This window comes from Zhurongbacter thermophilus (assembly GCF_026184435.1).
In the GTDB taxonomy this organism is placed as follows: Bacteria; Coprothermobacterota; Coprothermobacteria; order Coprothermobacterales; family JAADFF01; genus JAADFF01.
In genome coordinates this window covers 395,280-421,850 of record NZ_CP046447.1, presented here as the reverse complement: position 1 = coordinate 421,850, position 26,571 = coordinate 395,280, and the positions used below count along the sequence as shown (strand labels likewise).

General features: G+C 39.8%; 25 protein-coding genes and 1 riboswitch. Of the genes, 14 read left to right on the top strand and 11 right to left on the bottom strand.

Annotated elements, in window-relative coordinates; translation table 11 throughout:
• Position 1 precedes the first annotated feature (1 nt).
• On the bottom strand, positions 2–1,207 hold the full coding sequence (locus tag GM182_RS01885) for a hypothetical protein (RefSeq protein WP_449186911.1): 1,206 nt from the start codon (positions 1,205–1,207) through the stop codon (positions 2–4).
• Positions 1,208–1,269: 62 nt separating this feature from the next.
• Here GM182_RS01885 and GM182_RS01880 point away from each other — a divergent pair, with 62 nt between their 5' ends.
• The 4 genes from GM182_RS01880 to GM182_RS01865 are packed head-to-tail and all read left to right on the top strand — an operon-like array spanning position 1,270 to position 6,348.
• Positions 1,270–2,514 (top strand): class I SAM-dependent RNA methyltransferase, encoded by a 1,245-nt coding sequence (locus tag GM182_RS01880; protein ID WP_449186910.1) that lies wholly within the window; start codon positions 1,270–1,272, stop codon positions 2,512–2,514.
• Between the two features lie 2 nt (positions 2,515–2,516).
• Complete coding sequence (locus GM182_RS01875; RefSeq protein ID WP_449186909.1) at positions 2,517–4,061, top strand: bifunctional metallophosphatase/5'-nucleotidase; 1,545 nt, start codon at positions 2,517–2,519, stop codon at positions 4,059–4,061.
• 15 nt (positions 4,062–4,076) lie between these two features.
• A complete protein-coding gene (locus GM182_RS01870) occupies positions 4,077–5,252 on the top strand; it encodes a glycosyltransferase family 2 protein (RefSeq protein WP_449186908.1) in 1,176 nt (391 codons plus the stop codon).
• The gene (locus tag GM182_RS01865; RefSeq protein WP_449186907.1) at positions 5,245–6,348 is read left to right on the top strand and encodes a pyridoxal phosphate-dependent aminotransferase; all 1,104 of its coding nucleotides are present in this window, start codon (positions 5,245–5,247) and stop codon (positions 6,346–6,348) included. Before GM182_RS01870 ends, GM182_RS01865 begins: the two co-directional genes overlap by 8 nt.
• On the opposite strand, the gene GM182_RS01860 is transcribed toward GM182_RS01865, so the two are convergent.
• The 4 genes from GM182_RS01860 to GM182_RS01845 form a co-directional block, all read right to left on the bottom strand.
• Positions 6,345–7,532 (bottom strand): hypothetical protein, encoded by a 1,188-nt coding sequence (locus GM182_RS01860; protein WP_449186906.1) that lies wholly within the window; start codon positions 7,530–7,532, stop codon positions 6,345–6,347. The two genes, GM182_RS01865 and GM182_RS01860, sit on opposite strands and share 4 nt — an antisense overlap.
• Before the next feature lie 155 nt (positions 7,533–7,687).
• On the bottom strand, positions 7,688–9,499 hold the full coding sequence (locus tag GM182_RS01855) for an extracellular solute-binding protein (RefSeq protein ID WP_449186905.1): 1,812 nt from the start codon (positions 9,497–9,499) through the stop codon (positions 7,688–7,690).
• A 62-nt stretch (positions 9,500–9,561) separates the two neighbouring features.
• Positions 9,562–10,758 (bottom strand): carbohydrate ABC transporter permease, encoded by a 1,197-nt coding sequence (locus GM182_RS01850; protein WP_449186904.1) that lies wholly within the window; start codon positions 10,756–10,758, stop codon positions 9,562–9,564.
• 6 nt (positions 10,759–10,764) lie between these two features.
• Complete coding sequence (locus GM182_RS01845) at positions 10,765–12,123, bottom strand: carbohydrate ABC transporter permease (RefSeq protein ID WP_449186903.1); 1,359 nt, start codon at positions 12,121–12,123, stop codon at positions 10,765–10,767.
• A 114-nt stretch (positions 12,124–12,237) separates the two neighbouring features.
• On the opposite strand from GM182_RS01845, the gene GM182_RS01840 reads away from it, so the two are divergent.
• Genes GM182_RS01840 through GM182_RS01825 form a run of 4 tightly spaced genes read left to right on the top strand, consistent with a single transcriptional unit; the run spans position 12,238 to position 16,250 of the window.
• Positions 12,238–12,795, top strand: a complete 558-nt coding sequence (locus GM182_RS01840) for an HD domain-containing protein (RefSeq protein WP_449186902.1) — start codon at positions 12,238–12,240, stop codon at positions 12,793–12,795.
• A complete protein-coding gene (locus tag GM182_RS01835) occupies positions 12,785–13,477 on the top strand; it encodes a hypothetical protein (RefSeq protein ID WP_449186901.1) in 693 nt (230 codons plus the stop codon). Before GM182_RS01840 ends, GM182_RS01835 begins: the two co-directional genes overlap by 11 nt.
• Positions 13,478–13,490: 13 nt before the next feature.
• Positions 13,491–14,669 (top strand): amidohydrolase, encoded by a 1,179-nt coding sequence (locus GM182_RS01830; RefSeq protein WP_449186900.1) that lies wholly within the window; start codon positions 13,491–13,493, stop codon positions 14,667–14,669.
• Between the two features lie 6 nt (positions 14,670–14,675).
• Entirely contained in the window at positions 14,676–16,250 is a 1,575-nt protein-coding gene (locus GM182_RS01825) for a hypothetical protein (protein ID WP_449186899.1), read from the top strand.
• A gap of 13 nt (positions 16,251–16,263) precedes the next feature.
• Here the strand turns inward: GM182_RS01825 and GM182_RS01820 are convergent, their stop codons facing one another.
• The 3 genes from GM182_RS01820 to GM182_RS01810 form a co-directional block, all read right to left on the bottom strand.
• Positions 16,264–16,971: a helix-turn-helix transcriptional regulator gene (locus tag GM182_RS01820; protein ID WP_449186898.1), complete on the bottom strand. Its 708-nt coding sequence runs from the start codon at positions 16,969–16,971 to the stop codon at positions 16,264–16,266.
• The gene (locus GM182_RS01815) at positions 16,964–17,476 is read right to left on the bottom strand and encodes a GNAT family N-acetyltransferase (RefSeq protein WP_449186897.1); all 513 of its coding nucleotides are present in this window, start codon (positions 17,474–17,476) and stop codon (positions 16,964–16,966) included. Before GM182_RS01815 ends, GM182_RS01820 begins: the two co-directional genes overlap by 8 nt.
• A complete protein-coding gene (locus GM182_RS01810) occupies positions 17,473–18,564 on the bottom strand; it encodes a hypothetical protein (RefSeq protein WP_449186896.1) in 1,092 nt (363 codons plus the stop codon). The genes GM182_RS01815 and GM182_RS01810 overlap by 4 nt, the downstream gene beginning before the upstream one ends.
• A riboswitch (molybdenum cofactor riboswitch) is annotated at positions 18,557–18,677 on the top strand. Its footprint overlaps the gene before it by 8 nt.
• A 46-nt stretch (positions 18,678–18,723) precedes the next feature.
• Here GM182_RS01810 and GM182_RS01805 point away from each other — a divergent pair.
• Genes GM182_RS01805 through wtpA form a run of 3 tightly spaced genes read left to right on the top strand, consistent with a single transcriptional unit; the run spans position 18,724 to position 21,489 of the window.
• Positions 18,724–19,476: an ABC transporter permease subunit gene (locus GM182_RS01805; RefSeq protein WP_449186895.1), complete on the top strand. Its 753-nt coding sequence runs from the start codon at positions 18,724–18,726 to the stop codon at positions 19,474–19,476.
• Complete coding sequence (locus GM182_RS01800; RefSeq protein WP_449186894.1) at positions 19,469–20,443, top strand: ABC transporter ATP-binding protein; 975 nt, start codon at positions 19,469–19,471, stop codon at positions 20,441–20,443. The genes GM182_RS01805 and GM182_RS01800 overlap by 8 nt, the downstream gene beginning before the upstream one ends.
• Before the next feature lie 2 nt (positions 20,444–20,445).
• Complete coding sequence (wtpA, locus tag GM182_RS01795; protein WP_449186893.1) at positions 20,446–21,489, top strand: tungstate ABC transporter substrate-binding protein WtpA; 1,044 nt, start codon at positions 20,446–20,448, stop codon at positions 21,487–21,489.
• Between the two features lie 51 nt (positions 21,490–21,540).
• On the opposite strand, the gene GM182_RS01790 is transcribed toward wtpA, so the two are convergent.
• The 3 genes from GM182_RS01790 to GM182_RS01780 all read right to left on the bottom strand — a co-directional run bounded on the left by GM182_RS01790 (position 21,541) and on the right by GM182_RS01780 (position 25,272).
• Entirely contained in the window at positions 21,541–22,317 is a 777-nt protein-coding gene (locus GM182_RS01790; protein WP_449186892.1) for an SAM hydrolase/SAM-dependent halogenase family protein, read from the bottom strand.
• A gap of 99 nt (positions 22,318–22,416) precedes the next feature.
• Entirely contained in the window at positions 22,417–24,117 is a 1,701-nt protein-coding gene (locus tag GM182_RS01785) for a bifunctional metallophosphatase/5'-nucleotidase (RefSeq protein WP_449186891.1), read from the bottom strand.
• 36 nt (positions 24,118–24,153) lie between these two features.
• Positions 24,154–25,272 carry a C45 family autoproteolytic acyltransferase/hydrolase gene (locus GM182_RS01780; protein ID WP_449186890.1) on the bottom strand — a complete coding sequence of 373 codons (1,119 nt, stop codon included), beginning with the start codon at positions 25,270–25,272 and terminating at the stop codon, positions 24,154–24,156.
• Between the two features lie 85 nt (positions 25,273–25,357).
• Between GM182_RS01780 and GM182_RS01775 the strand changes: the two genes are divergently transcribed.
• Genes GM182_RS01775 through atpE form a run of 3 tightly spaced genes read left to right on the top strand, consistent with a single transcriptional unit; the run spans position 25,358 to position 26,564 of the window.
• Positions 25,358–25,639, top strand: coding sequence for an AtpZ/AtpI family protein (locus GM182_RS01775; protein WP_449186889.1), 282 nt, complete (start codon positions 25,358–25,360; stop codon positions 25,637–25,639).
• Between the two features lie 45 nt (positions 25,640–25,684).
• Complete coding sequence (locus GM182_RS01770) at positions 25,685–26,317, top strand: F0F1 ATP synthase subunit A (RefSeq protein WP_449186888.1); 633 nt, start codon at positions 25,685–25,687, stop codon at positions 26,315–26,317.
• On the top strand, positions 26,310–26,564 hold the full coding sequence (atpE, locus tag GM182_RS01765; protein WP_449186887.1) for an ATP synthase F0 subunit C: 255 nt from the start codon (positions 26,310–26,312) through the stop codon (positions 26,562–26,564). The genes GM182_RS01770 and atpE overlap by 8 nt, the downstream gene beginning before the upstream one ends.
• The last annotated feature ends 7 nt before the right edge of the window (positions 26,565–26,571 follow it).

The following is a 26,571-nucleotide window of genomic DNA, read 5'->3' as shown; positions in this document are numbered from 1 at the left end:
TCTACGGCATACCATCACCATCAGGACCACCAAAGGGTGTCTCCCACTCATTTGTGGGAGATACCCCTTTATCCTCTAAGAATATAACCTCATAGCCATTAATATACCTTGTGGGTACAGTGCGATATGTCAGAAATACAAGCCATCCATCTTTGACAGGTACAACAAAGTTCAGACCTGTACCATAAACCTTGTCTCCCATAATCATATTTTCAGAAAAAGTCCAGACTTTACGGGCTATGCACTGCAAATCTGATGTTATAGTGCAGGCATAGGCTTTACCAGCATCACTATCTACATTGATAACACGACTACCTGCTATAGAATAGGCAGAAAATACCATGTCGCTGTCTTTATAAACCCTAACAAGTAGTCCGTTGTCTTTATCAAACACATCAAGCCAGTCTTTACGGGGAATAAGCAGTTTTCCATTTGAAGCCACAATATACGGCTCATAATATGCCACATCATAAGAGCGTAGAATATTGCCACTCATCTTGTCTATAACATAAAGCTTCTCAAAGCCACTGACAAACAGGTACTTATCGTATGGCGCCATATAAGACTTGTGGATATTAATCTGCTTTACCCATACCACCTTTGCATGGAGAATATCAAACCCTACAATGGCATAGTGGTCATTTGTTTGGGTCTTCCAAAAGAGCATCTGCCCATCAGACACAAGCAGGGAACCAATAGCTGGAGGATACGATGTTGTAATAGATGCACCACCTGTCAAACCTGCTCCCATAATAAGCACCGTACCATCAGACTCCAAAACGGCAATACCATAGTCCGTTTTTACCATAAAGCGTCCACGAGACACGGGGACATACCTTTCCCGCTCTACATATCCCCATATAGACAAATACCTTGCAATATGTTGAAAATCATCAAGGAGATATATCCCGTCACGGGTACACATAACATGACCACCTACACTGGCAGTCCACATAATACTACCAGTTTGCACATCTATAGCTTGTGTAAACGGATAAAACTCGCCAGCAGATGAAACAGATACAGGAGATATCACAGCTATATCACCACAAACAGCTGCCTCCCTAAGGTATAGATCCCTATATTTCTGAGGTGACTGATAAATCCAAGCTATACCACTATCCTGAGAAGCAACGGAAAACACAGAAGCCACACTCACAAATAGACCAATTACCATAAATATAACAACATACCTTGTATACTTCATATCCATTCCACCTTTCCTTTCCCTTTATTATAGAATAAGAGATAAGATAGGAGGGATAAGTTATGAAGATGGCCGAGGTAGAAAAAATTGTATATGGTGGGTATGGGCTTATAAGAGATCCTGAAGAGGGTGTTGTTTTAATAGATGACGATGTACTTCCTGGAGATAAAATCACATATGAAATAGTTCAGCGTAAAAAGGGAACCAACTTTGGTGTACTACTGGAAATAAACGAACCTTCCCCCATGAGAAAGACACCAGATTGCCCGGTATTCCCACAGTGCGGAGGCTGCCGATTTAGAAGTGTATCTTATGAAGATGAGTTATCCATTAAAGAGCACATGATAGAGGACATGTTATCCCGTAGCGGCTTAGGAGGTGTACCTGTAGAAGACATTAGACCAACAGTGCCTGTAAGATATAGAAACCGCATCACATGGCACTTTTACCGTGGAAAATTGGGGTTCTGGTCAAGAGGCAAGCGAACTCTTGTTCCAACCCTTGACTGTATTCTAGGACCCAAGTCATTCTCCGAGATACTCGCCGAGGTTGAACAGTTCCCTCAAACAACAAGGGCTGTTGTCATGCGACAACACGGTGGAAAGGTGCTCATGATAATCGTCATGTACGAACCTGAGAGCTTTGTCATCAAGAAACTCCCTCCACGTGGCAAATGGGCAGGACTTGTCACTATGATTAACAAGAACAATAGGGAAATACTTCATGGAAAAATATGGAACTCATGGGGCCACTCACGTTTGACAGAGACAGTTGATGGACTGCAAATTACTATCCCACCAAGGGCATTTTTCCAAGTAAACAACGAAGGGCTAAGTCACATCATTAATATACTAAAAACACATCTTGAACCATCAGAAAAGATCGTAGACTTGTACGCAGGTGTTGGTGCACTACTGCTACCACTGGCCCAGTATCACGGTTTCAGAATAGGTGTAGAGGCAAACCGGGAATCGGCAAGGGCTATGAAAATCAATGGTAAAAATAATAAGATTCCTATCACCGTATATCCTAACAAGGCCGAAGAGGTCGCCGATGATGTACTACCGGGAACAGAAACTCTGGTACTTGACCCTCCCCGCTCTGGTATTTCAGAGGAAATCATAGAAAAGATTATTGATTATAAGCCAAGACAGATAGCATATATTTCATGCCATCCACCAGCAATGTTTAGAGATATTACCCTACTATCCGAATATTACGAAATAGAAACAATCATACCTATTGACATGTTTCCCAGAACGTGGCATATTGAAATGTTAACCATTTTGAGGCTCAGGAGGGGATAGCATTGCACCTTAATATTCTTGCTACAACAGATGTGCATGGACATATTCACGCATATGACTATATTGCCGATGAGAGAAAACCAAGAGGCTTATGGGGACTAAAAAACTACATTGAAGAGGTAAGAAACAGCGGACATACTACTTTGATAGACATTGGTGACTCGTTTCAAGGTAGTCCCATATCACATATATCAACATATATGTATCGTCCGGAAAGTCATCCTATGAAGGCTGCCTTTGAGATATTGGGCTATGACGGTGTTGTAGTAGGCAATCATGACTTCAATTATGGTTACTACTTTGTAGACAGCATATTTAGACACAGCAAGTTTGCATATCTTGCGGCCAATGTGCTCAGGGGAGACAAAGAGGCATTTATACCATTTCTACCCATATATGTTGGCGATGTCAAAATAGCCCTCCTTGCCATTACAACACCAGCTGTACCATGGTTTGAACATCCTGACAATATCAAACCGTATACATTTGAAGACTCTGTGCAGACAATAAAAAGATGGCTTCCCACATTAAAAGAAGACTTTGACCATGTTATATTACTTGCCCATATGGGCTTTGAAAAAGATCCTATAACAGGTGCAAAGACAAGGCATCTACCATTTGAAAATGCACTTTACGAAATACTTCAGACATTCCCAGGTGAGTTTCCTCTAATATTCCATGGACACACCCATGAAAGAAAAGAACCGCAAAAAATAGGCGACACATGGGTAGTAGCCCCACCGCCATATGCAGAAGGCCTTATGCATGTATCGGTCAATATTGACAAGAACATATTTAATATCATAGACATTAAACTTGTGCCATCGCAGATTACGGAAACACCACAGTTTATAGAAGAGCTACATAATTTTACCGTAAGATATATGAACCAAGAAATTGGTATTCTTGAAGATGATATGGAGTTTACTCCCGTCAAAGACAGTGATGGTATGGAGTATCTGCTATATATTATGGAAAAATACTCTGGTGCAGATATCAGTGTTCAGTCTTTCATGGGAAAAGAACCATTTGTCATGAAGAAAGGACCTGTAAAGATCAAAGACATTTACCGCATATATCCGTATGAAAATCTCCTATATGTTATCTCTATGACAGGAAAAGAAATACTGGATATGCTGGAAAAATCGGCAGAATACTTTAAAGACTTTCAGTGCGAAGATGATAAGGTAACTTTAATAAGAAACCCCCTTGTGGCTTTTTACAACTTTGATATCTACAGGGGCTTTCACTACACTATAGACCTGTCTAAACCCTTTGGTGAGAGGGTATCTGCAGATCTTATACCAGAAAGGGAGTATAAGGTAGCTGTCAATTCATACCGTGCCGGTGGTTCTGGTGGATACCTCGGCTTTAGAGTGGCAAGGGACAGAGGTATACTCCACAGCAGTACTGTATCTATTAGAGACCTTATAATCAGAGACATTATTCAAAATGGTAAGATAGAGCAGGTAAAAGCCGATAATAATTGGTATTTCTTACCGGAATGTATTAAAAATGCCAGTAGTATTACATACGAACCAATTTAAATAAGGGGGAGCATAGTGGAAATTACACCTATACATATAGTCGTCGGCTTATCTGTGTTTTACATACTTATTATTATTGTCTCGGCGTTGGTTGGATTTCTCCACTATATGTATAGAAACTACCGGCTAGAACAACTGGCTGAACCATACGACAAAGAGACACTTGTCAGCATCATAATTCCGGTCTACAATGAGATAGAGGTTATAGAAACAACCATTCGAAAGCTCCTCAAACAAACCCATAAAAATATAGAGATTATCGTTATAGATGACCATTCTACCGATGGAACATATGAACTGCTTGTATCACTAATGGATGAAATACCACAGCTGAGAGTATACAGAAAAAAAGGAGTACCCCGCAAACCCCAATCTCTCAATGAGGCACTTGATTATATGAGAGGGGATATAGCACTTGTCATAGATGCAGACACAATACTTCCCGAAAATTATATAGAAAACCATCTACCCTATATCATGTCACCTTTTGTTGATGTGCTGCTGTCTGGCTATATAGGTCTCAACAGAAATCAAAATATTCTCACACGCATGCAAGACAACATGTTTGCATGGGCACAACTTGTCACCCATGGAGGTCTTATCGGTCGTTCTCTACTTATAGGCAATGGATTCTTCTTTAAAAAGAAAGTTATTAGAGCCATAGGCGGCTGGGATCCGTACACTCTTGTTGATGATTTTTCACTTGTTACAAAGCTCTACCTTATGAAGAAAAAGCTATGGTTCAAAGACTATCCACAAACGATTATTCAATTACCATACACATGGCACGACTTCATTAAACAACAAATACGGTGGTTTGCCGGTGGTATTATGGAGGCTATCAGCGGTGTTATATGGGGCGATATGATGGCATTAGCACTTCTTATATTTTTCAGTATTGTTATAGCAGTACTCCCTGTACTTATTATCACTATATTTACCCATATATCGTGGGTATTTCTTGTTACATATGTCCCTGTTGTTCTTGCCATATATGGTCTCTCAATAGCAAGTTTAAATTTAGAAAGGGATATGCCAATCGGGAAGGCTATCATTGAAGGTTTATGGACTACAATATTTCTACACTATGTATACATTGTCATTCCATTGGCTTTATGGGACATAATAAAAAATAGAGGTAATGTACCGTGGTATAAAGTCAAAAGGTTGGAGGTAAAAGAAGATGAATAAAGGGCTATGGGTTAATCCACACATTGTTGAAATACAGGAAGATCCATTTCTCAAAAATCACCGCAAACCACATACAGAAAACATGATCAGACTACACATGAACGAGCTACCCTATGTTCACCCTAAGGTTGAAGAGGCAGTAAAAACATGGGCCGAAAATCCTAAACTTAACCTATTCCCACATGGAGAAATGACCCGACTGGTAGAAATATTTGCCGATACAATAGGAGTAAAACCAGAAAACATACTGCTATTTCCTGGATCCAGCCCAGCCCTCGACAGCGTGCTAAGAACATTCACCTATAAAAACTTTCGCATGGTATACCGTATACCTACATACGGACATGCGTATCAAACAATGAAGATAAACGGTATAGACCCCATTCCAGTTAGACCAACTCCTATATACTCTTTGGAAATTGAGGAGATATTAGAAGCCTTTGATCTTTATGATGCTCACGGTATATATCTCACAAACCCACACAATCCCACAGGGCAATATTTACCCGCAGAGCGCATATGGGATATTTTAGATACAATACCCGACTCTGTACCACTGATTATTGATGAAACCTATGTATCATTTGCCGATACATCGTTTATTGGTGCAGCTGACCTTATAGAGAACTATCCTAATCTTATTATTCTTAGATCCTTCTCCCAAGCATTTGGGTTGGCTTCTCTTCGTATAGGGGCTGTAATCTCTCATGAAGATAATATAGAAGTGTTAAGAAAAATACGTCGTGATATAGATATCACTCCAGTAGCACAAATGGCTGCTCTTGAAGCTCTTATGAATATAGAAGATTATGAAAGGGTATGGGAAGAAATTGAAAACATTAGAGACGATATAAGAGACAAACTTCTGGAAATGGATATCGTTGTATATCCATCAGAAACAAACTTCCTACTTCTAAGAGTAGCCCAGCCCGACAAACTCTCATACTTCTTAGAAGAAAACGGAATACTTGTAAGGGTTTTTGCACAACCATCCTGGATGACAGGACACATGCGTATATCTATATCATGGAAAGAAGATATGGATAAACTTCTCAGAACTATTGCCAAAGCACCCAAGGAGTATATTCATAGCTAAGCAATTTCCACCAAAAGAAGCGTCATATAAATGGCCCATAAATAGGCATTCATAAGACCTACATAGTCTGGATGCTTTCTAAAGAATGGTAACGATACAAATCCTATAAATATATGTATCCACAAGAATTTGTAGCTGTAGAAAAAGATATGGTAAAAGGGAAGCCTGGTATAGAAAAATGCCGATAATAAAAATGGAAACCATAAAAGAAGATAAACAAAGGGAAGCCACAATCCTGCAAATGGCGTAGTGCTAAAATGATATCTCCACCGCTCAAGTGCTACAGTATATGGTGAGACAAACAGGGCAATTACTGGTATCACAGCTAGTTTATTTAGAGTTATATACGGAATAATACCAAGATAATACATAGGTATCATAAATACCACATAGACAATAAGCGCCAGCAAGAGTCCCACACCAAAATCGGTAAAACGGTACTTTCCACCAGCAAAGAATCCAACCAGTAAGGCAAATCCTGCTAGTGGCAATAGCTCCTCAATACCAAGAATAGGCAATCTATAAAACTTCAAAACAAATGGAATGACAAAGCCAACCATAGGCAGTAGTAACAAAAGCCATACACGAACAGAAGGTACATCATACGAAGGCTCAAGCTTACCACCTAACGACATATACAGCCACCAAAATAGAAAAACCATACCAATCATAGCCATAACAATCTTGAAAAACAGCCCCGACAGAGAAGAACAATCTTCACTACCCAAAGCCCTACATATACCATCAGCGTATGGAATCGTTACATGGGTAGCCTTTGTCCATATAACATGGATACCTCTTTTCTCCAGTTTCTCTGCTATTATACGAGAACCATCAAAATCCGATGTACCAACAACTATAGTCGATGTCATAGTAAATGTAGTGGGAGATACAACGATAGAGTTAGGAAAATGGGAAATTATTTCCCCAGCAAAGGCTTGGCCTATGTATATAGTTTCTGTCGACCCCAAGGAAGATATCTGTTTTACATAGTAATTCACCGTTGAAGCCGTGAGAATTGGTTGTTTAAACTCAACAAGGGCTACATTTTTATCTTGAAGTTTGTAGGCGTAAGCTCGATAAGAAAGGGCTCTATCAAACATAGAAGATACAATAATAACATTGTACGGAGATTCTCCCGTTGAGTATACCCGAAAAGCCCCAACTTCCATGCTAACCGGCAAAGAATACCACAAATAAGGGGAAGCAAACCCTAAGATAAGAAACAATATCCCCATTAAGAGTACTGTATAACTCCACGCCCTTTTCATAGCCTTTGTATTGTATCAAAAGAAAAGGGGGAGCGATGCCCCCCCTTAGTATCAGAATATTTCATCAATTACTGATTTTCTTCCTGGATATACTGCTGGAGCTTATTGTGAAGCTGCTGAGCAGCATCTTTAGGAGTAATCTGTCCTTTCAGAACCTGAGAAGCAAGGTTGCTAACATCTCTTCTTGCCTTACCCCATGCACTGCTTGCAGGTGTAATAAGAAGCTGATAACCACTAACTTTACCCTCGAATATTGGCAGGAATCTATTTCTCCAAGGATTATCCTTGAGATACTCCTGATAAATATCAAGCTTCCAAGAAGACTGTCTAATTGGGAAGTAACCTGTAGCCATAGACCACTTTGCCTGTGGAATTGGAGAGGTCAACCATCTGATAAAGGTCCAAGCAGCCTTCTGCTGCTCAGGTGTAATCTCAGAACCCTTGAACATGACAAGGTTTGTACCCTCAACAGTCATAGCTCCACCTGGTAGTGGATAGACATCATAGTGGAATTTACCACCAACAGCTTTGTCAACATATGTGATACCTGCTGTTGTACCAATGTAGAAAATGGTATTGCCCTTACCAAATTCCTTCTGGTCACCATAGTTTGGTGGAGCAATGTATGCATAACCCTGGTCAATAAGGTCTTTAAAGAATCCAAATGCCTTCTCCCATGCCTGTGGATACTTTGGATACATAGATGCAGTAAGATCGTCATTCATAACCTTACCACCAAATGCATGTACCATGGAGTACCAAAGCTCAGCACCAACATAAACAGCAATACCCTTCTTCTGACCATTTGTCTGCTCGGTAATTTCCTTAGAAATGGCAGCAAGATCTTCCCATGTCTTCGGAGCCTCTACACCAAGAGATTTAAGTTCATCAGAATTAACATAGAGAACTCTCAGAGACTTGTTAAATGGCATCATGTACTGCTTACCACTAAGATAGGTGTCTTTCCAGAAGATGGGGAAAATATCCTCTCTGTCACCCTTATAGAGTGGATCTACACCAGAAACCTTACCATCAATATATTTACCCATTTCCTCCAGAATATCGCCTTTAAGATACTGGTCTACCCAGTTCTCATATGCCTGTGCCATGACAGGTGGCTTACCATCAGAAATAGCAGCCAAAAGCTTCTGAGACAGAGTACCATAGTTAGGCTGGGCAACAGGCTTAATAAGAATATATGGATGTGTAATATTGAATTCATCAATAAGCTGATTAAGGGCATCTCCAAGCTTAGCCCTCATGGCATGCCAGAATGTAACCTCTACTGGGTTAACAATGCTATCTTTATTCCACTCTATAACAACAGACTTGGTCTTGGCATCCCATGTAACTGCGGCACCAAATGTTTCAGATACAAATCTCAGAGGAACATAAATACGACCAATCTTCTTTGGATTCATTGCGGGAACATCAAGAACTACAGCAACAGGCTTATCAGAAACAAAGGTATTCTTTACATAAACTTCATTAGAAAACACCTTAGCATTACCAAGAGGGGTCTTTACCCACTGATCACCCTTGTCCTGAACAGTGATAGATATGGTCTCTCCCTCAACATCCATCTCAAAAACGGCAACTCTTGTCTTGGGATCCCACATAGCAGGTTTAGCACCAAGGGCTTCGGTCACCCATCTAGCAGAAACAAGTGTTCTACCATTGTAAATAAATGGTGGAGCATCCAAAACCTTCTTTTCTCCATTAACCTCCATGTAATACTTTCCATCTGCTGCAGGTTTTGTAGGAAGAACAATCTTTACTACACTGGCAGCATTGGCCTTATGGGTAGAAAATGCAGGAGCCACAATACCCATAGTAAGAACCATAGTTACTGCCAGCAACATGGTAATAAATTTCTTCATACGGTACACCTCCTTTTTATATTAGGTGGTACTTAAAGGATACAACAACTCCATTTATATTATTACCCCTTAAGACCACCTTTCATAACACCTTCAATGAGCTGCTTCTGAGCAAAGAAGAACATAATAACAACAGGAACAATAGCTATAACAGATGCCGCAGCTAGTGGTCCTAGTTGTGTTTGCTCTCCCATAAATGTGGCAAGTGCAACCTCAATAGGCCTAATGAATTCGTTGTGGCTGGTCATAATAAACGGCCATAAGAATGCATTCCATGCACCAATAAAACTTTGCAGAGCTATGGTAGCTACAAAAGATTTAGCCATAGGTAATGCTACCAAGAAGAGATAATGGAAACGATTACCGCCATCTACTCTAACGGCATCCCAATAATCGCGTGGCAGAGAGAGGAAAAATTGCCTCATAAGGAAGATACCAAAGATACTGACAATCCATGGTATGGTCAGTGCCATATATGAATCCATCCATCCCAGTTTACTAATAATGGTATAACTTGGAACAAGAAGTACCTGACCGGGAATCATCATTGTACCTATAAGCAGGAGGAATATGGCATCTCTGCCAGGAAAATGTAGTTCTGCAAACGCATATCCGCCAAGGAGAGATACAAGCACAACAGCTACTGTCTGGAATGTAGCAAGAACAAGGGCATTGTAAAAATATCTACCCCAAGTAATACAGTAAGGATTGATATGTGTCCCAAACACAGCATTGATTCCTTTTACGATGATATTATAAAGACCATTAAAAGCCCTATCCATCCATGTTTTATGGAGAAGGGGATCCAATGATTTCAATTCTCTCGGGTCAGTATAACATTTCTTTACCTGACTCCACGCATCCTTATAGTTTCCAAGATATATAGATTCTTTTTTTACTTTCACAAGCACTGCCTCATCTTTAAAACGCGCAGGCACTTTATCCCAAGAAGGATAAGTTTTGACAAATTTCACATTACCATCGTCGTCTCTTTTTATGTATAAAATCTTCCCATCATTATTTTTGAAATACTCTGGCATTTCGGAGATCTTTTCTTTGGGATAGGTATATCTCTGCAAGAGGTTACCATCTTTATCATAAGTTTCCACTACATAAACACCTGTATCAGGGGTCAACTTTAGTTCCTCTTCAGGATTAGCCTGAAATGATACCATCACAAGCCAATAAAAAGGAAATAAACTAATGACAAGTACTATTGTAAGCAGTAAATATCTCACCCATTTAAATGCGCCCTTCACAGTCAATCACCCCTTCTTTCCTGCGTAGAAAACCACTTTGTCGCCAATATACTTCTGGAGCAATGACACAATGAAAATGATGACAAAGAGTATCACAGAAACCGCAGCTGCCTTACCAAAATCAAAGTCTTGGAAACCTAGTTGATACACAAGGTAGACCATAGAAGTTGTCTCATTATTAGGTCCACCACCAGTCAACACAAGTATAGGAGAAAATATTTTGAATGCCCCTATAAGATTAATCATGGTAAGGAAAAAGATCGTTGGAGATAGAAGTGGTAATACAACACTTTTAAATACCTGCCATTCATTGGCACCATCCACACGGGCAGCTTCCATAAGCTCTTCAGGAATATTAATAAGACCTGCCAAAAATACTAGAGAATTAAAACCAAGACCCTTCCAAACACTATAAATAATCAATGTCCAAAAAGCCCAAGGCATCACTTGGTACCATGCCATAGTCACATGTCCCGCAGCCGTTGATATACCTGGCACAGGTAAATGCATAGCCTGTAGGATATGATTGAAGAAACCATCCTTGTAGAACATGGCCTTCCACATCAAAGCAGTAGCAACAGCCGGTGTGACATAAGAAAAGAAGATACCAGTTCTATACAAATCAAGGTATTTCAGTCTTCCCCACAGCAGAATAGCCACAAATAAAGCAACAACAAGGAGAATAGGCACTTCCCAAAGCACATATTTCACAGTAAACCATAGAGATTTATAAAAAAGATCCGCACCAGAGCTAACATGCACACCACCAATAGCCGGCCTATCGGAATTCACAATACCGGCAAGGTCAAAGCCTATATCCTCACCATACTTACCGGCAAGGGTTATATATCCATCTTCTATACTACTGTTGGACAATGTATATATCCTTTTCCCCACAGCTAAACTACCAGTTATAGTAGTATTGGGTAAATTATCTGTATTACTCTTGATGAAAACATTCATAGTACCAAAATTATTGGGATCAGATGAGATAGAACCAGTAAAGGTAAGAATAATCTTTTCACTAGCGGGAACAGAAGATTCTAATATACCAGAAACCTCTTTCTTTCCAATTTTCCCAGCGACAGTAATGTTTCTATCCTCCCATGTAGCGGTAATGTTCAACTGACCTGTCTCAACTCTTGAAGACGCAGGAACGAGAAAGTAAACATAGTTTCTCAGGCCAACAGGTTTCCATGTACTAGGTTGTGTCATATGCACAGAATCAAACGCAAAGAAGCTCATGTAGATAACAAATACAAATGGGGCAAATGTAAACAGGGTCTTAATAATAATAACTGGAGAAAGGAATAAATAACCGATAAATGTCTCCCAAATCTTTCTTCGAAGCGATGTATTTCCCACCACTATCACCTCTCAATTTACATCAGTCAGTATAATTGTAGCAAAGCCTGAGATTTTAGACTTAGGATATATAGGGTATCACAAAAATGATAAAATGTGGAAGAGGTGATTAAGATGATTTCATACGAAGAAGGACTAAAAGAAATCAAAAAGAGGGTTCCCAAGAAGAATCTCGTTAAACACATGATTGCCACCGCCGCTGCCATGAAAGCATGGGCAGAGTATTTCGGTGAAGATCCTCAGAGATGGGAAATAGCAGGTCTTCTTCACGATATAGATCTTGGGGAAACAGAGGATATTAACATACATTCTATCCGAGGTGCAGAAATTGTTCGAGATGAATTAGGGATAGATGATGAGGAAATATATTGGGCTATCTACACCCACAACGAAGCCCATGGTGTAGAACCTAAAAGCCTAATGGGACAGGTGCTAAGAGCAGTTGACCCCTTAACAGGACTAATTGTAGCCTCTACACTCGTTCTTCCCAGTAAAAAAATCAAAGATCTGAAAACCGAGAGTGTACTAAAGCGCTTTAAAGAAAAACGATTTGCTGCCGGAGCCAATCGCGAGCTTATAAAAACCTGCGAAAAATTTGGGGTAGATCTTGAAACATTCATTGACATCACACTCAAAGCCATGCAAGAGGTGGCTGACCAGATTGGGCTTTGATACTTTTTTACTTTTAGACCTCTTAGGCACTATTTGGAACGATAAGGAGGAAGCTCGTAATAAAAGAAAACACGAAAGGATACATTTACTCTCGAGGGTCTACGGTGTTCATATTAACAAAGCAGAAAAAGCTATTGAGTACTTAGATGAAATTATTAAACGATACAAAAGACATTTCAAAGTTCCATCACCAGAACACCAGTTAGCCACTGTACTCTCCTTCTTAAACATCAATACCAGAGAAGTATCTTCTATATATCCTTTGTGGTTCGAAACCTTACTTGAATACCCACCCCAAGTAGACTATGCTTTCGTGTCATCCTTAGAAAAGCTGAAAAGAGAAAAACATATAATCATTAGCGGTTATGTAGGTATGGATTATGAAGCAGAAAAGTACATAAGAGAACTTCTGTCCATAAGTGGTTTTCTTTATCTGTTTGATAATTTGCTTGTATCTTCTTCAATGTCTTTTATTCCACCATCACCACTCGCATTTGCCCATGTTCCCCCTCCTGGTATGTTCAGGAATACCATAGGAATATCAGTAGACGAAGCATGTTTAAAGTCGATGGTACTTGCAGGATACAAGCACATATATATATGGAACTCTGATGAATATAATGGAATATTTGATAGTCTCAAAGATTATAGTGAGATAATAACAAAACTATCAATACTATAGGGAGGTGTTTTTTATGCAAACAATTCTCATCAAAGGAGCCATGATTCACACTGCGGAGGGGCAAGACTTTAAAGGAGACATTCTCATCAAAGATGGAAAAATTGCCATGATGAAAGAAAGTATCATTGAGGACGCAGATTTTACCATCAATGCAGAAGGATTTCATGCCTGGCCCGGCCTCATAGATGCCCATAACCATATTGGCATCTATGAGGAAATCATCGGGGATAGGGGGGACGATGTCAATGAGATGTCTGAACCTATCACCCCACAAATGCGTGGAGTAGATGGTATCAACCCTAGAGAAATGTGTTTTGATGACGCCAGAAAAGCTGGAATTACCACCGTTGCAACAGGTCCAGGATCTGCCAATGTTCTGGGAGGAACCTTTGTTGCCCTAAAAACACTCAAACGAGATGTTATAGACGACATGATTGTTAAAGATCCCGTTGCCATGAAAGCTGCATTTGGTGAAAACCCTAAAATGGTGTACAGACCGAGAAACACTATGCCATACACAAGAATGGCCGAGGCATACCTCATGAGAGAGGCATTTCAGAAAACACTAGAGTACATGAAGAAAAAAGAAGCAGCGGGAGACGATTTATCTAAAATGCCCGAGTGGAACGGTAAATGGGAAGCCCTTATTCCTGTTCTGAAAAGGGAAATACCACTAAAGGTGCACTCACACAGAGCCGATGATATATCTCGTGCCATCCGCATAGCTAGGGAATTCAATATCAAAATTACCCTCGATCATGTCATGGATGGGCATATCATTGCCGACTACATTAAAAAAGCCTATGAGGATGGCATTGTTGTTGGCGTAATCCTTGGCCCATACATGACAGATAGATTCAAACCTGAAGTTGCCAATGCTTCATTCGAAACACCAAGAGAAATAGCCAAGAGAGGCATTTTGTTCTCTCTTATGACGGATCATCCTGTTGTTCCTATTCAACACTTGCCAACAATGGCTATCTATTCTGTTGCAGCAGGACTCCCCGAAAAAGATGCAATAAAGGCATTAACCATAAACCCAGCTAAGATATTGGGGATAGATCACAGAACAGGTTCTCTAAAAGAAGGTAAAGACGCAGATATCATTATTACCACAAGCAGTATATTAGACCCATATAATAAAGTCAAATTTACTATCGTAAACGGAGAAATAGCCTATAGAGAGGAGTAAGCTAATATGCACGAAAGAGGCAAAAAACTTTTAATAATACTTGTTTCACTATCACTAATTGTTGGCGTTGTGTGGGTGTTCCTACCAGTAGGTCATCGCCAAACAACAAATCGCCAATATAATTCTGAAACTTACCAAGCACTTATGGCTATACAGAGACAAACGGAAAACATAGCCAATATTTACGAAAATAATAAAACTTTTCTAGATAACATCAAGGCTACCGAGCCTATGTATATATGGGGTAGACAGTATGCATCTGACACACTAACCATGCTTAAACAAACCTCACAATGGAAAAAGATAGGTACTATAGATGAACATCAGGCAGGAGAGATTATGAACAATGCATCTTCCACATTAGAAGACAGACTTTACGCTATGTCTATGGGATATCTTAGTATGTTCAACAAGCTCATAGAAAGTGGAAAGGGTGTTAGTGGCACTATTGATATGGGTAATTCTTCAATATCCGGCATTGACGCACTTGTTAGGGCAAGAGCTGGTGCATATACACTAATTGATTGGAAGACAGTAGAAGAAAAAACATCTACAAAAAGTAAGGTTGAATTTATTAGAGACAAAGCTGCAGCATGGGAATCATCATACAATGAACTTAAATCCTTGCTAGAAATAAAAGATACCAAACGCTCCTCTATTGTTCTAGACATAGGAACAACATACATGTCAATATACAATCTAAAAAATATCACTACTAATATGTACAAAAACGCCAACGACATATTGGAAAACAAATCAAAAGATGTAACGCTAAATAACATAAATAACAGCACAATGATGTTTATGCTCTATTCATCTGAATATGCACGTGTTGGTATAGAAGTACTATCTACACTTAAACAAATGGAATATTCAATCAACGACAACACAACCTTTTCAAGAAAAGAACTCATCAAACGCTGCAACAATACATGGAAAGATATAGAACAATCTTTAGATATTTCTCTACCAGATAATCCCACTTCTACACAGGGACTATCTGAAATGAGTAAGATATCCACCAAGATAACAGAAAAGTATAAGCTGGCAGCCAATACAATTGGCAGTATTCTTGTTAATAGGCTAACAAGCAACTATGAAAGATACAAGAAGGTAGCATCTCAATCTGACGCCGATGCATTTTATCTCTTATATCTAACAGCACAAAGCAAAGGCATTGCCGACTTTTTAAGCGAAAACACAGATATAAGCCGAGGCATCCTTTTAAAGGCACCGACAACCACAGATACTATAGTTTCGGAACTCCAAGTAGACAAATTAGCATTTGATAAGTTATACAGCTGGGAAATATCTCAGATAAAATCTATCAATCAGCAATTGGAGAAAGAAGGGAAATATCCACTAATACTTGACACATTTGTATCTATTAGCTCATCAGGATACCAAGCAGAACTACTTCTTACACAACTTAAAAATGTTATGAGTAACTACTCAGAGGCCAATTCCCTGGCAACATCAAAACACATTGTAGGGCTGTACACTCGATTTATGATCGATAACTTATATAATCTGCTGGACATGCTTACAATTAAAGGAGGCTTGGCTATCATAAAAGGGTAATGGGAAGTTCCCATTACCCTTTTCTCTCTTTATATATTGAAAATACAAATTCTTCAAACTTACCCCAGTTGACATAAACATATCCCAGTATTTCATCATCTGACATCTGTATCTCTGCCGGTATTCTTACCAATTTCCTGACACTACCAATGTACGGCATTACCAGCCATACTAAACCGAGGAAAGAACGAGCCTTTACTATAGAGGGTACATCTTCAGACAATAGAACATTGAAAATAATATCATCCCTCAGATCTGATATATCCGGCATCATTAGCATATCCTTGGAAAACTGAATAAGATATATAACCCACATACATAGAGCAATCTTTCGCTCCACTATATTCTTGCGTCTATCATTAAGAAATCTCTCTAAAACAGCTATAGATCTTACAAGATTTCTGTCATCCAAGAATCTAAAAGCTGGTTGCAACATAACTCTAATTTCCGCAACGTCTACTGCTCCACCAAGCGCTTTTCTCAATCTATGGCCCTTTTCCGTAAGTGTATAAGTCTTAATAGGCCTTCCCCTTTTACCACTCTTATACATCTGAGATTCCCTAACATATCCTTTCTCAACAAGAACTTTTAAAGCCCTATAAACAGCCCATTCAGAAACATTGATTCTTTGTGCTATTTCTCTTACAGTAAGTGTCTCTCCAACACCATCAAATGCTTGAATATACCGTTTAACAGATTCACCAATGACATCTCTAGCCACCAGTAACCCCTCCAAGATATTTTCTCATTCTCAGCCAAGGACCTCTAACTTCTGCCCTTACATACCCCCGCTTTTCATAAAATCTAATAGCAGTATCATTTTTCACACCTACCCATAAACCTGCAACCGTTCTTTTATTCTCCACAAAATAATCCTCCGCCACTTTCATAAGGCGGCTACCTATCCCCATTCCATGAAAAGCACTATCAACAGATATTTCGTGAATCTCTCCCACAAATACACCAATATATTTATCCCACCATTGACTGTGAGAAGCAATAAAACCTGCTATTTCATCCTCAACATAAGCAAGAAACATACCATCAGGATCAGCTCTATAAAGCCACCATAGGTAACGTTCTGCTTCCGCCTCATTTTCAACACCATACTCAGGAAACTCCTGATACGCAGAAAAAAGTATCTCCGTTAGCCTTGGAATGATATGTTGAAATTCATTCTCCCCTTCTACTTTTTTTATCACAACGGTTGCCATTTTTCTTATCACACCTCTACTATAGGCTTTGCCAAACGATCATATCTATCGACAATATTTGCACATATATGACGGCTTCCCCATATACAACGTCTCTTGCCAGCAGAGGAACGAGACAAAACGAGAATTCTCACTCCCCATATATATTCTAAATATTCAACTCCCATTCTCCACCACGGAGGTAGGTAAGCATAATGATATTCATACGCATAGCCACTATCCCATAAGTAATATGGAATCTTTAATTTATCTTTGAGAAAACCATGCCTGCGAAGAATCATGTCCGACCATGGCATGTAAACACCGCCAAGGAGATGTGCAAGAACCTCAACAGACAAGGCAATATATTCCGAACGCCATTTACGAGCAGTAAGAGTACCTTCAAAAACCGGGGCCTCTTCCAAGTTCTTAAGGTATTCGATAATATAGTCAAAATCCTTATCGGGAAGCGACAGTAAAATCTCTATTTGCTCTTGCTGTCCAATCTTGTTTAAAAACGCTCTTCCATCAATAGGACCAAGAAGATAAGCATAGCGAAGCATGTCTCCTAAACTCAGTTTCTTTTTCTCTTTTACAAGCATTTCATACAATGTCTTACTATCATTAGGCGAAGTCTCAAAAAATAAACGGGCTTTTCGACGAAGCATATATTCTGAATGAGGTTGTGGGAATTTTTTGTAGTAAAACCATCCTCTTTCATCGTGTCCCATATAAAAAGCCAGATCACCTGCCAACAAAATATCCCACTGATAATAAGAAACATCCTGTCCTTCTGTAAAGATCTTACGGAAATACCGCCTGTACACATCATAAACCCCTTCAATTCCTCTATACATCCCTTCTAAAAACCCAAGCGTGCGCACAAGAAGTGGTGTGGCTTGAAAACTTAGAGCCACCCTAACAGTAGATATAGCATCTTCTTCGTCTCCGGAAAAAAACATATATAAAGAACCCAGATGGACCACCCAAGGATCAAATAGCATACCATCTTTCAACTTCCTAACATATCCCTGATAAATATATTTATTCCACAACCACACAGACATCACCATCTTCATTATAACCTTAACCCTAAATAAGGCAGATTTGATATAATACATACAACCCCGAGCCGGTAGGCCTAAGGGCAGCCGCCTAAGGCTACCGTGCCGTTAGGGTATGTGGGGAAACCTGCATGCCTGCCAGTGTGCAAAGGGGTATCAAATTCCTTTACACACTGGCCCCCGGGGATTATATGTATCGAAAGGAGGGGGACAGTTGTGCTCAGATTTTTCGCCACCCTACTCGCCTTTATTATCCTTTTACCATTTCTGGGCCTTTCCATATATACAACCCCCTCTGAACTATGGCATGCTCTAACAAACCCAGATGTACTGGATGCCCTAAAAAATAGCTTTTTAGGAGCAACATATGCCACTTTGTTCGCTGCAATATTTGCCATTCCATTAGGTTATGCACTAGCAAGAGACGTACTAAAACCTCGCAAATTATGGCTAACATTACTGAACATACCGGCCATGGTGCCACACTCAGTAGGAGGCGTAGTTATACTGCTAACTTTCTCTCCTAAATACTCCCCTATTGGAAAATTCTTTGCAGACCATGGTTTCTACATTACTGGAACAATGCTAGGTGTGGTGTTAGCTATGTGGATAGTTAGTGTGCCATACTTTATCAATGCAGCATATGACGCATTTAAAAGTGTTCCACATGGTCTTGAAAAGGCAGCCATGAGTATGGGGGCTTCTCCCCTAATGGCATTTTGGACAATAACTTTACCCTTAGGCCTTCGCGGACTGATCACAGGGGCAATTCAGACATGGGCTCGAGCCGTTAGCGAATTTGGGGCTGTTGTAATGGTTTCATACTATCCTAAAACAGCTCCAGTTATGGTATATGAGCTATTTAACAACTTTGGATTAAAAAAATCTATACCCGTTGCTGTTATCACAATGACCATGTCAGCCGTTATATTCATAACCATCAGGCTGTGGGGTGGTAAGGATGCTTGAGGTCAGGAATATATCAGCCACATTTGGCAATTTCTCCTTAAAAGAGATATCATTCTCTCTGGCAGAGGGTAAGCATCTTGCTATCATAGGGCCTACTGGAGCCGGTAAAACATCCTTAATGGAGATAATAGCCGGAGTCAGAAAACATAAAGAGGGGGAAATATTACTGGATGGAAAAGACATTTCCTCTCTGCCACCCCACAAACGTAATATATCCATGCTATATCAACATCTTAGCCTATTTCCCCACTACACGGTAAAAGGTAATATTGTATATCCTCTCAGATGGCGAAAAGAAAAAGGCATGTCTATACACGATGTGGCACGAAATTTAGGCATAGAACACCTACTTGATAGGCGCATTCACGAGCTCAGTGGTGGAGAAAAGCAGAGGGTTGCATTGGCAAGGGCTTTGGTGACAAAGCCTAAGATACTCATGCTTGATGAACCTCTCAGTGCCATTGATATGGTTACCAAAGAACAGGTTATAGCTACCATAAAGCACATTCAAGATACATTCCATCTTTCAACAATACTTATAACCCATTCGCCAGAAGAGGCATATACATTAGCCGATTACATCGCCATTATAAAAAATGGTAAACTCGTGAAATACGATATCAAAGAAAATGTCTGGAAAAATCCAGAAGATATATGGTTTGCCCAAATGATAGGTATTAAAAATATTTTTCCTATAGAAATATGGAATCATATTTATCCTTTAGTCAATACATCAGACTATACCCATGTAGGCATATATCCCGGTGATATTAAAAAAGATGAAACAGGTTTAATTAAAGGCCAAATAATAGAAATCGTCAAATATCCTCACCATATGGAAGTGCTTATCAAAACCGGTAACATTACCCTCATATGGCAAACGTCTAACCAAGAAGATGTTAAAAAAGGGGGGAACATTTCCCTCTCAATATCACCTGAAAACATATATCTATTGAAGGAGGGTTAGTTATGAAAAAGTTCTTGCAAGCAATCTTCGTGTTTGCTATTATGTTTACTCTTACATTATCCTTTGTGTCATGTGGAGCCTCCACAACACAAAATGGCACTGCTGCAAACACTCAGAGTAGCACAACAACAAACAGCAATGATAAACTAACAGGAGAAATTACAGTCTTCCATGCAGGTTCTCTGTCAGTTCCATTCAAGGCAATAGCCGATGCATTTCAAAAGGAATATCCCGGTGTAACAGTGAAACTTTCTGCCGGTGGTAGCAAGGGACTCGCCCAGAAGATTATTACCCTAAGTCAGCAGGGACAACCTGTCCCTGACATATATGCCTCTGCCGACTACTCTCTTATAAACAATCTTATCATTCCCAACAAGCTTGCCAATTTCAACATCTTGTTCGCCAAAAATGCCATTGTAATAGCGTATACAGACAACAGCAAGTATTCTAATGAAATTAATGGAAATAACTGGTATGAAATATTATCACGATCAGATGTTAGAATGGGTCGCTCAGATCCAGAACTTGACCCATGTGGATATAGAAGCGTACTGGTTATGCAACTTGCAGAAAAATACTATAAAAAACCTGGGCTATACAAAACTCTGGAAGAACACCCTGGTACAGTAATCCGACCAAAAGAAGTAGATCTTGTTGCCGACCTAGAAACAGGCAATATTGACTATTTCTGGATATATGAGTCTGTGGCCAGACAGCATCACTTCAAATACATCACCCTGCCCGAGCAGATTAATCTATCATCTATAAAATATGCAGACTTCTATAAAACAGCAAGTATAACTCTAACGAAACCCGATGGAAGCAAATACATTGTATATGGCAAACCTATTGTATACGGTATAACTCTATTAAACAACGCATCTCATAAAGAACTTGCTGAAAAATTCTTGCATTTTATTCTAACAAAAGGACTTGACATCCTTGAGCAGAATGGACAACCTGCCATTAACCCACCTCAGTACATAGGCGATATCACTAATATTCCTGAATATCTGAAAGATATAGTAATCCCCGCATCAAAATAGAGAAGGGCGGGCATATGCCCGCCCGGCTCCCTCCTCCAAGTTTTCATAAGATTAATCAACAGGAATAATCTCAATAATATCTCCAGATTTCACCCTCAGTGCCTCACCAGCATTACCACCACTAACAGCAAGTTCCCAGAATCCACTACTCTCTCTATGGAAAATCATAGTACCAGCGGGCACATCACCATAGGCTTTTACCAGTTTTGCCCTAAAACCCCTAACCCATACCTGTGGATATTGCTTCTCATCCCATGGTAAATCTTTGAGGTACAGCTGAACATTTCCAAAATCATCAACATATGCCACTTCGACTTTCAGATGTCTACCATCCCACTTGGGTTTGAAAACATCAAGCATTACAGGATCATCCACTTTAGGACCAAATTCATCAAGAGGCACCCCAGCCAGTATATGGGCTGCAGCAGGGGCAAAGATATCTCTACCGTGAAATGTATAAGTGGGTTCTTTAAGATAAAAATATTTTCTATTCTCAATAGAATACACTTCAGCATCTGGATAATCTCTCAGTATCATTGACATGATGCCATTATCAGGTGCCACAAAGTAGTATTTACCAAACTTTCCTAAAATAGCCCTCCTCTGTGTACCAACACCAGGATCAACCACGGCCAAAAACACGGAACCATCAGGAAAATCCTTATGTATACGGTAGAGTACATGCATGCCTGCCCTAATATCGAAATGTGGAATATTGTGTGTAATATCTATTATCTCTGCTTGGGGATATACCCTATATACAACAGCTTTAGCCTGTGCAACATAATGTGTATATCCCCAATCTGTCATAAAAGCTATAAATCCCATAACCCTCACCCTCCTATACGGTGCATCGTATATGTATATCTTACCAAAAACAAAAAAGGCGGGGAAAATATTCCCCGCCTTTTTAAGCATATAGTGTAATTAGTCTTTCCAAAGAGGAGTCCCACCAACCTCTATAATACGGCCTTCAACCTTTGGTGCAATTGGAGAGTGTTTCTTGATGTAATACATAAGCACATCTGGAATAGTCTGTGTGGAATCTGATTTATCTTTGTCCATGAAGATATAATAACCGTCACCGCCACCAGCCATCCAAGAGTTAATAAGAACGGTATATGTCTTATCGTCCTGAACAGGTTCATACTTTCCTGTCTTCTTGTTGTAAACCAGAAGTTCTTTGACACGCTCACCGGGGTTAATAATCTTCTTGACAGTTCTACCATCGTACTCAGCACAGAATGGAGCCTTCGACAGATCATATGTAACCTTTACACCACTAACCTGCAAGAAACCACCGGTAGGTGCACGATTAGAATCGTCACAACCATCATCTTTAACCCTTAGAGCACTACCAGAAATTTCAAAGACTTCCTTTAATTCTTTACCAGTGAGTTTGGTAACAACTACAGTATTACCAAATGGATGAATAGAAAGCAAAGTTTGGTATGTAATAACACCGGCAGGATAAATTCTATCTCCTCTTATACCTCCACCGTTGGTGATAGCAAGATCAGCTTCTGGGAAGTACTCCATCCAAGAATCGGTAATGAGGTCACCGAGATTAGATTCTTTGGTTCTAACCGTAACCTTTCTTGCATCGAGATCAACCTTGGTATAGCCTATAGTTGCAGAATATATCTCATCCATCTTTTCTTTGTAAGGTAAAAGAACATACTCTGTCTCTGGATCTTCTCCCATAAACACAGGTGCCCACTTGGAGTCGACAACCTTCCCATCCTTAACCTTGATATTCAAATAACCCACTACATTTCCCTTAGCTCCTGCATGAGCAATAATAGTATTTCCAACCTTTTCATAAACAATATCATGAGTATGGCCACCAAGAATAATATCTATGCCTGGAACCTCCTTAGCTAACTTCTCATCTAAAGGAGTTCCCACATGAGTAAGTGCGATAACAACATCAACTTTCTCATCGTCTCTAAGTTTCTTTACCATTTCTTTAGCAACAGCAATAGGATCTTCAACTGTAACAGCATTTCCTACATTACTAATACGAGGAAGATCTGGAGTAATCAGGCCAAAAATACCAAACTTGACTCCGTTAACCTCTTTAATAATATATGGTTTTACCAGATTCTTCAGCTGCTCATCTGTAGTCTTCAAATTTGCACTAATTATTGGAAATTTAGCATTTTTCAGAGCATTAACCATAACCTGTATACCTTTATCAAATTCATGGTTACCAATAGTCATAGCGTCAAATCCTATTTCATTCATAGCTTTAACCTCTGGCTCACCATTAAAGGTAGAAAAGATTGGACCTGCAAACAGATCACCTGCATTAAAGACAAGAGTGCCATCTGAGACCGCCCTGACGCCCTTTATCAAGCTTGCTACACGAACAATACCGCCATCAGTTACAGGCACTTTCTCCTTTTTATCTCCCACTGTAATTTTTACCTTGGTGTCAAACGGAAATACCTGACTGTGTAAATCACCAATAAGTAAAATAGCAATATCCTTTACAGGAGCAGTTTTTACCTCAGCCGTCTGATTCTGCTGAGGAGCAGGTGCAACAGGTTTGCCAAACCCCATACCTACAACAAAGCCCACAATAAGGGCTAAAATAATTAGTGCTACGCCCAGCTCTTTTTTCATGCTGGCACACCTCCTTTATAAAAATTGTGTTTTACACTAAAATGTTATACGCCCATACGGGCCCTCACAAGGATTACCACCACGATAGTAAACAACACCATCTTCTGGTATGAAGATGGCAGACACTATGGTTGCAGAGGATGGCTCCCCGTGTCTGCATATAGTGTTATTACTAGGTATTCCCTCTTCACCATGATCTCTGGCAATGGCAAAGGCATCATCAAGATCATGAACTCCCCTTGTCAGCAACCTCATAGCCCTTTCATACCTTGCAAAGGAACTTTCTAATATTCTCCTACCCCTCATTGGGCCACTGCGGAATACGGCATTTTCCGGTATTTGGTCCTCTTTCATCTGATGAATTTGATAATGATTGGTATTGAGTACGAATAGATTCTCATAAGGCTCTCTTATCATCTTCCTCTTAGGGGAAATCTCTATAGCTAGTGCCCCTTTCTTATCTGCCAAAAGGAAAACACCTGCACTGGGTGCCTTAGGATATCTCATAATAATCTCCACTGCCTCATCAACACTATGTGCTGCATTTAGAACATGCTGCACGAGAGCTCCTAATAGGGGACCATCTTCGGCACTATGAATAGAAGCAGCATAGTTGTATAGCACAACAAGGCCTTCGGCATTCATACCATCATGAGATATGGCAACTGGAGTTTTAGTCAGTTCAATAGATGGAATACCATCATTAGGTATCGATTTCCTAAGAAGATTAAACTGACGTATCTCAGGAGGATAATCAAAGTTTTTTATGACAACAGTTTTACCCATCATTGATGGTAGTAGGGCTATACCTGTACAAGCATCAACAGGTACATCATATGTGGCTCGGTTAAGAAGCACCTCTCCCATATGGAGGAAAGCCACATATTCTTTAGACACACCACTACCCGATACCAATCCCCCAAATCGCATCCAAACATCAGGGGTATATCTCATATATTTAGCAAAAGGCTTCCACACCTTTTTACCGGAAACATATTTAAAAACAGAAGAAGGCATCCACTTAGGTTTTAGAGCTTTCAAAGAAGGTAAAGAAAGAAGCACATCTGCGGCCTTTCTAATTTCATCGCGAAAATATTCGCCTTGAAGCAGCCCCATCTCATAATGAGTCCCTTTCACGGTTATTGTTTCTATCACACCAAAATCCACCTGCTCATCACCTCGCACGCTTTAACATTTTACATCATTATGTATTAGGAGTAGAATATCTATGTGATATAAAATGGGAAGACGAAGACCAAGACGATTTATCAAAGAGGAAGAAATAAAACGAAAACAGGCAATGAAAGAAAGCCAATGGAAAGAAATCTGGGCACACTTTTCTAGTGCATATGGATTTGGTATCACCTTACTCAGTGGTATGATTATAGGCTTTCTTATAGGCCACTACATTGATGTATGGTTACATACTGGTGTTATGTTTACATTGGGCTTTGTATCACTTGGCATATACATATCCTTTGATATCTTTATAAGGGAAATTATGAAGAAAAAAGACAAATAGGAGGGATGGCTTACGACAGAAGAAACCCTTGCTTTACTTATCTCAATGTCAACTATATCTCTATTTCTCATTTTGATGGTCTTTATGTTAATGAATACGGCAAAGAAAGAACCAACTTCCACATCCTCTGCCGTACTACACATTATATGGGATTGGATTGTAGACTACGGTAAGAGTTTTCTCGGGGAGTACGCCGAGGAAGCCATGCCTTTTCTAACCACTGTTTTTATTTTTATACTGACTTCCAACTGGATTGGAGACTTATTTGGTACAGTGTTTGAAGCTCTGGATATACCTTTCAGAACCCCAACAGCCAATATAAGTGTCACAGCAGGCCTTGCTATAGGGATGTTATTATGGATTCACTCGTGGTTTATTAGACATTTCGGTGTAAAGAAATATCTGAAAATATACTTTGCACCTATGTGGTGGATGTTTCCACTAAACATACTGGAACACCTAACTCGCGTTGTATCACTGTCTCTTCGTCTTTATGGCAATGTTAGTGGTGAACATCTTGTTGTAGCAATATTGGCGCTACTGGCACCATTTGCTTTACCTGTACCTATGATAGCACTATCACTATTCACTGGGTTTATACAGGCATATATTTTCTTTACACTGGGACTTGTGTATCTCGGTGCCATGATTGAAGAAGGAGGTGCTCACAATGAGTAGTCTTGTAGCAACAATTCTTGCCGTATCTTTTCCACTGGGTATTGCCGCCGGTCTTGCGGCCATAGGAATGGGTATGCTTGCCTCCAAGGCTGTTGAAGGAGTTGCAAGGCAACCTGATGCAACAGGAGATATCAATAGAATGTTACTTTTGGCACTTGCATTTATTGAATCTCTGGTTATTTATGTACTGGCCATATCCCTTGTGCTACTGTTTGCCAACCCGTTCATAAAATTGATAGGAGGTTAGAAGAGTT

Coding starts and splice junctions, on each gene's coding strand:
- GM182_RS01885 (WP_449186911.1), bottom strand. CDS start 1,207: ATGAAGTATACAAGGTATGTTGTTATATTTATGGTAATTGGTCTATTT.
- GM182_RS01880 (WP_449186910.1), top strand. CDS start 1,270: ATGAAGATGGCCGAGGTAGAAAAAATTGTATATGGTGGGTATGGGCTT.
- GM182_RS01865 (WP_449186907.1), top strand. CDS start 5,245: ATGAATAAAGGGCTATGGGTTAATCCACACATTGTTGAAATACAGGAA.
- GM182_RS01855 (WP_449186905.1), bottom strand. CDS start 9,499: ATGAAGAAATTTATTACCATGTTGCTGGCAGTAACTATGGTTCTTACT.
- GM182_RS01840 (WP_449186902.1), top strand. CDS start 12,238: ATGATTTCATACGAAGAAGGACTAAAAGAAATCAAAAAGAGGGTTCCC.
- GM182_RS01830 (WP_449186900.1), top strand. CDS start 13,491: ATGCAAACAATTCTCATCAAAGGAGCCATGATTCACACTGCGGAGGGG.
- GM182_RS01825 (WP_449186899.1), top strand. CDS start 14,676: ATGCACGAAAGAGGCAAAAAACTTTTAATAATACTTGTTTCACTATCA.
- GM182_RS01810 (WP_449186896.1), bottom strand. CDS start 18,564: ATGTATTATATCAAATCTGCCTTATTTAGGGTTAAGGTTATAATGAAG.
- GM182_RS01800 (WP_449186894.1), top strand. CDS start 19,469: ATGCTTGAGGTCAGGAATATATCAGCCACATTTGGCAATTTCTCCTTA.
- wtpA (WP_449186893.1), top strand. CDS start 20,446: ATGAAAAAGTTCTTGCAAGCAATCTTCGTGTTTGCTATTATGTTTACT.
- GM182_RS01790 (WP_449186892.1), bottom strand. CDS start 22,317: ATGGGATTTATAGCTTTTATGACAGATTGGGGATATACACATTATGTT.
- GM182_RS01785 (WP_449186891.1), bottom strand. CDS start 24,117: ATGAAAAAAGAGCTGGGCGTAGCACTAATTATTTTAGCCCTTATTGTG.
- GM182_RS01775 (WP_449186889.1), top strand. CDS start 25,358: ATGGGAAGACGAAGACCAAGACGATTTATCAAAGAGGAAGAAATAAAA.
- GM182_RS01770 (WP_449186888.1), top strand. CDS start 25,685: ATGTCAACTATATCTCTATTTCTCATTTTGATGGTCTTTATGTTAATG.
- atpE (WP_449186887.1), top strand. CDS start 26,310: ATGAGTAGTCTTGTAGCAACAATTCTTGCCGTATCTTTTCCACTGGGT.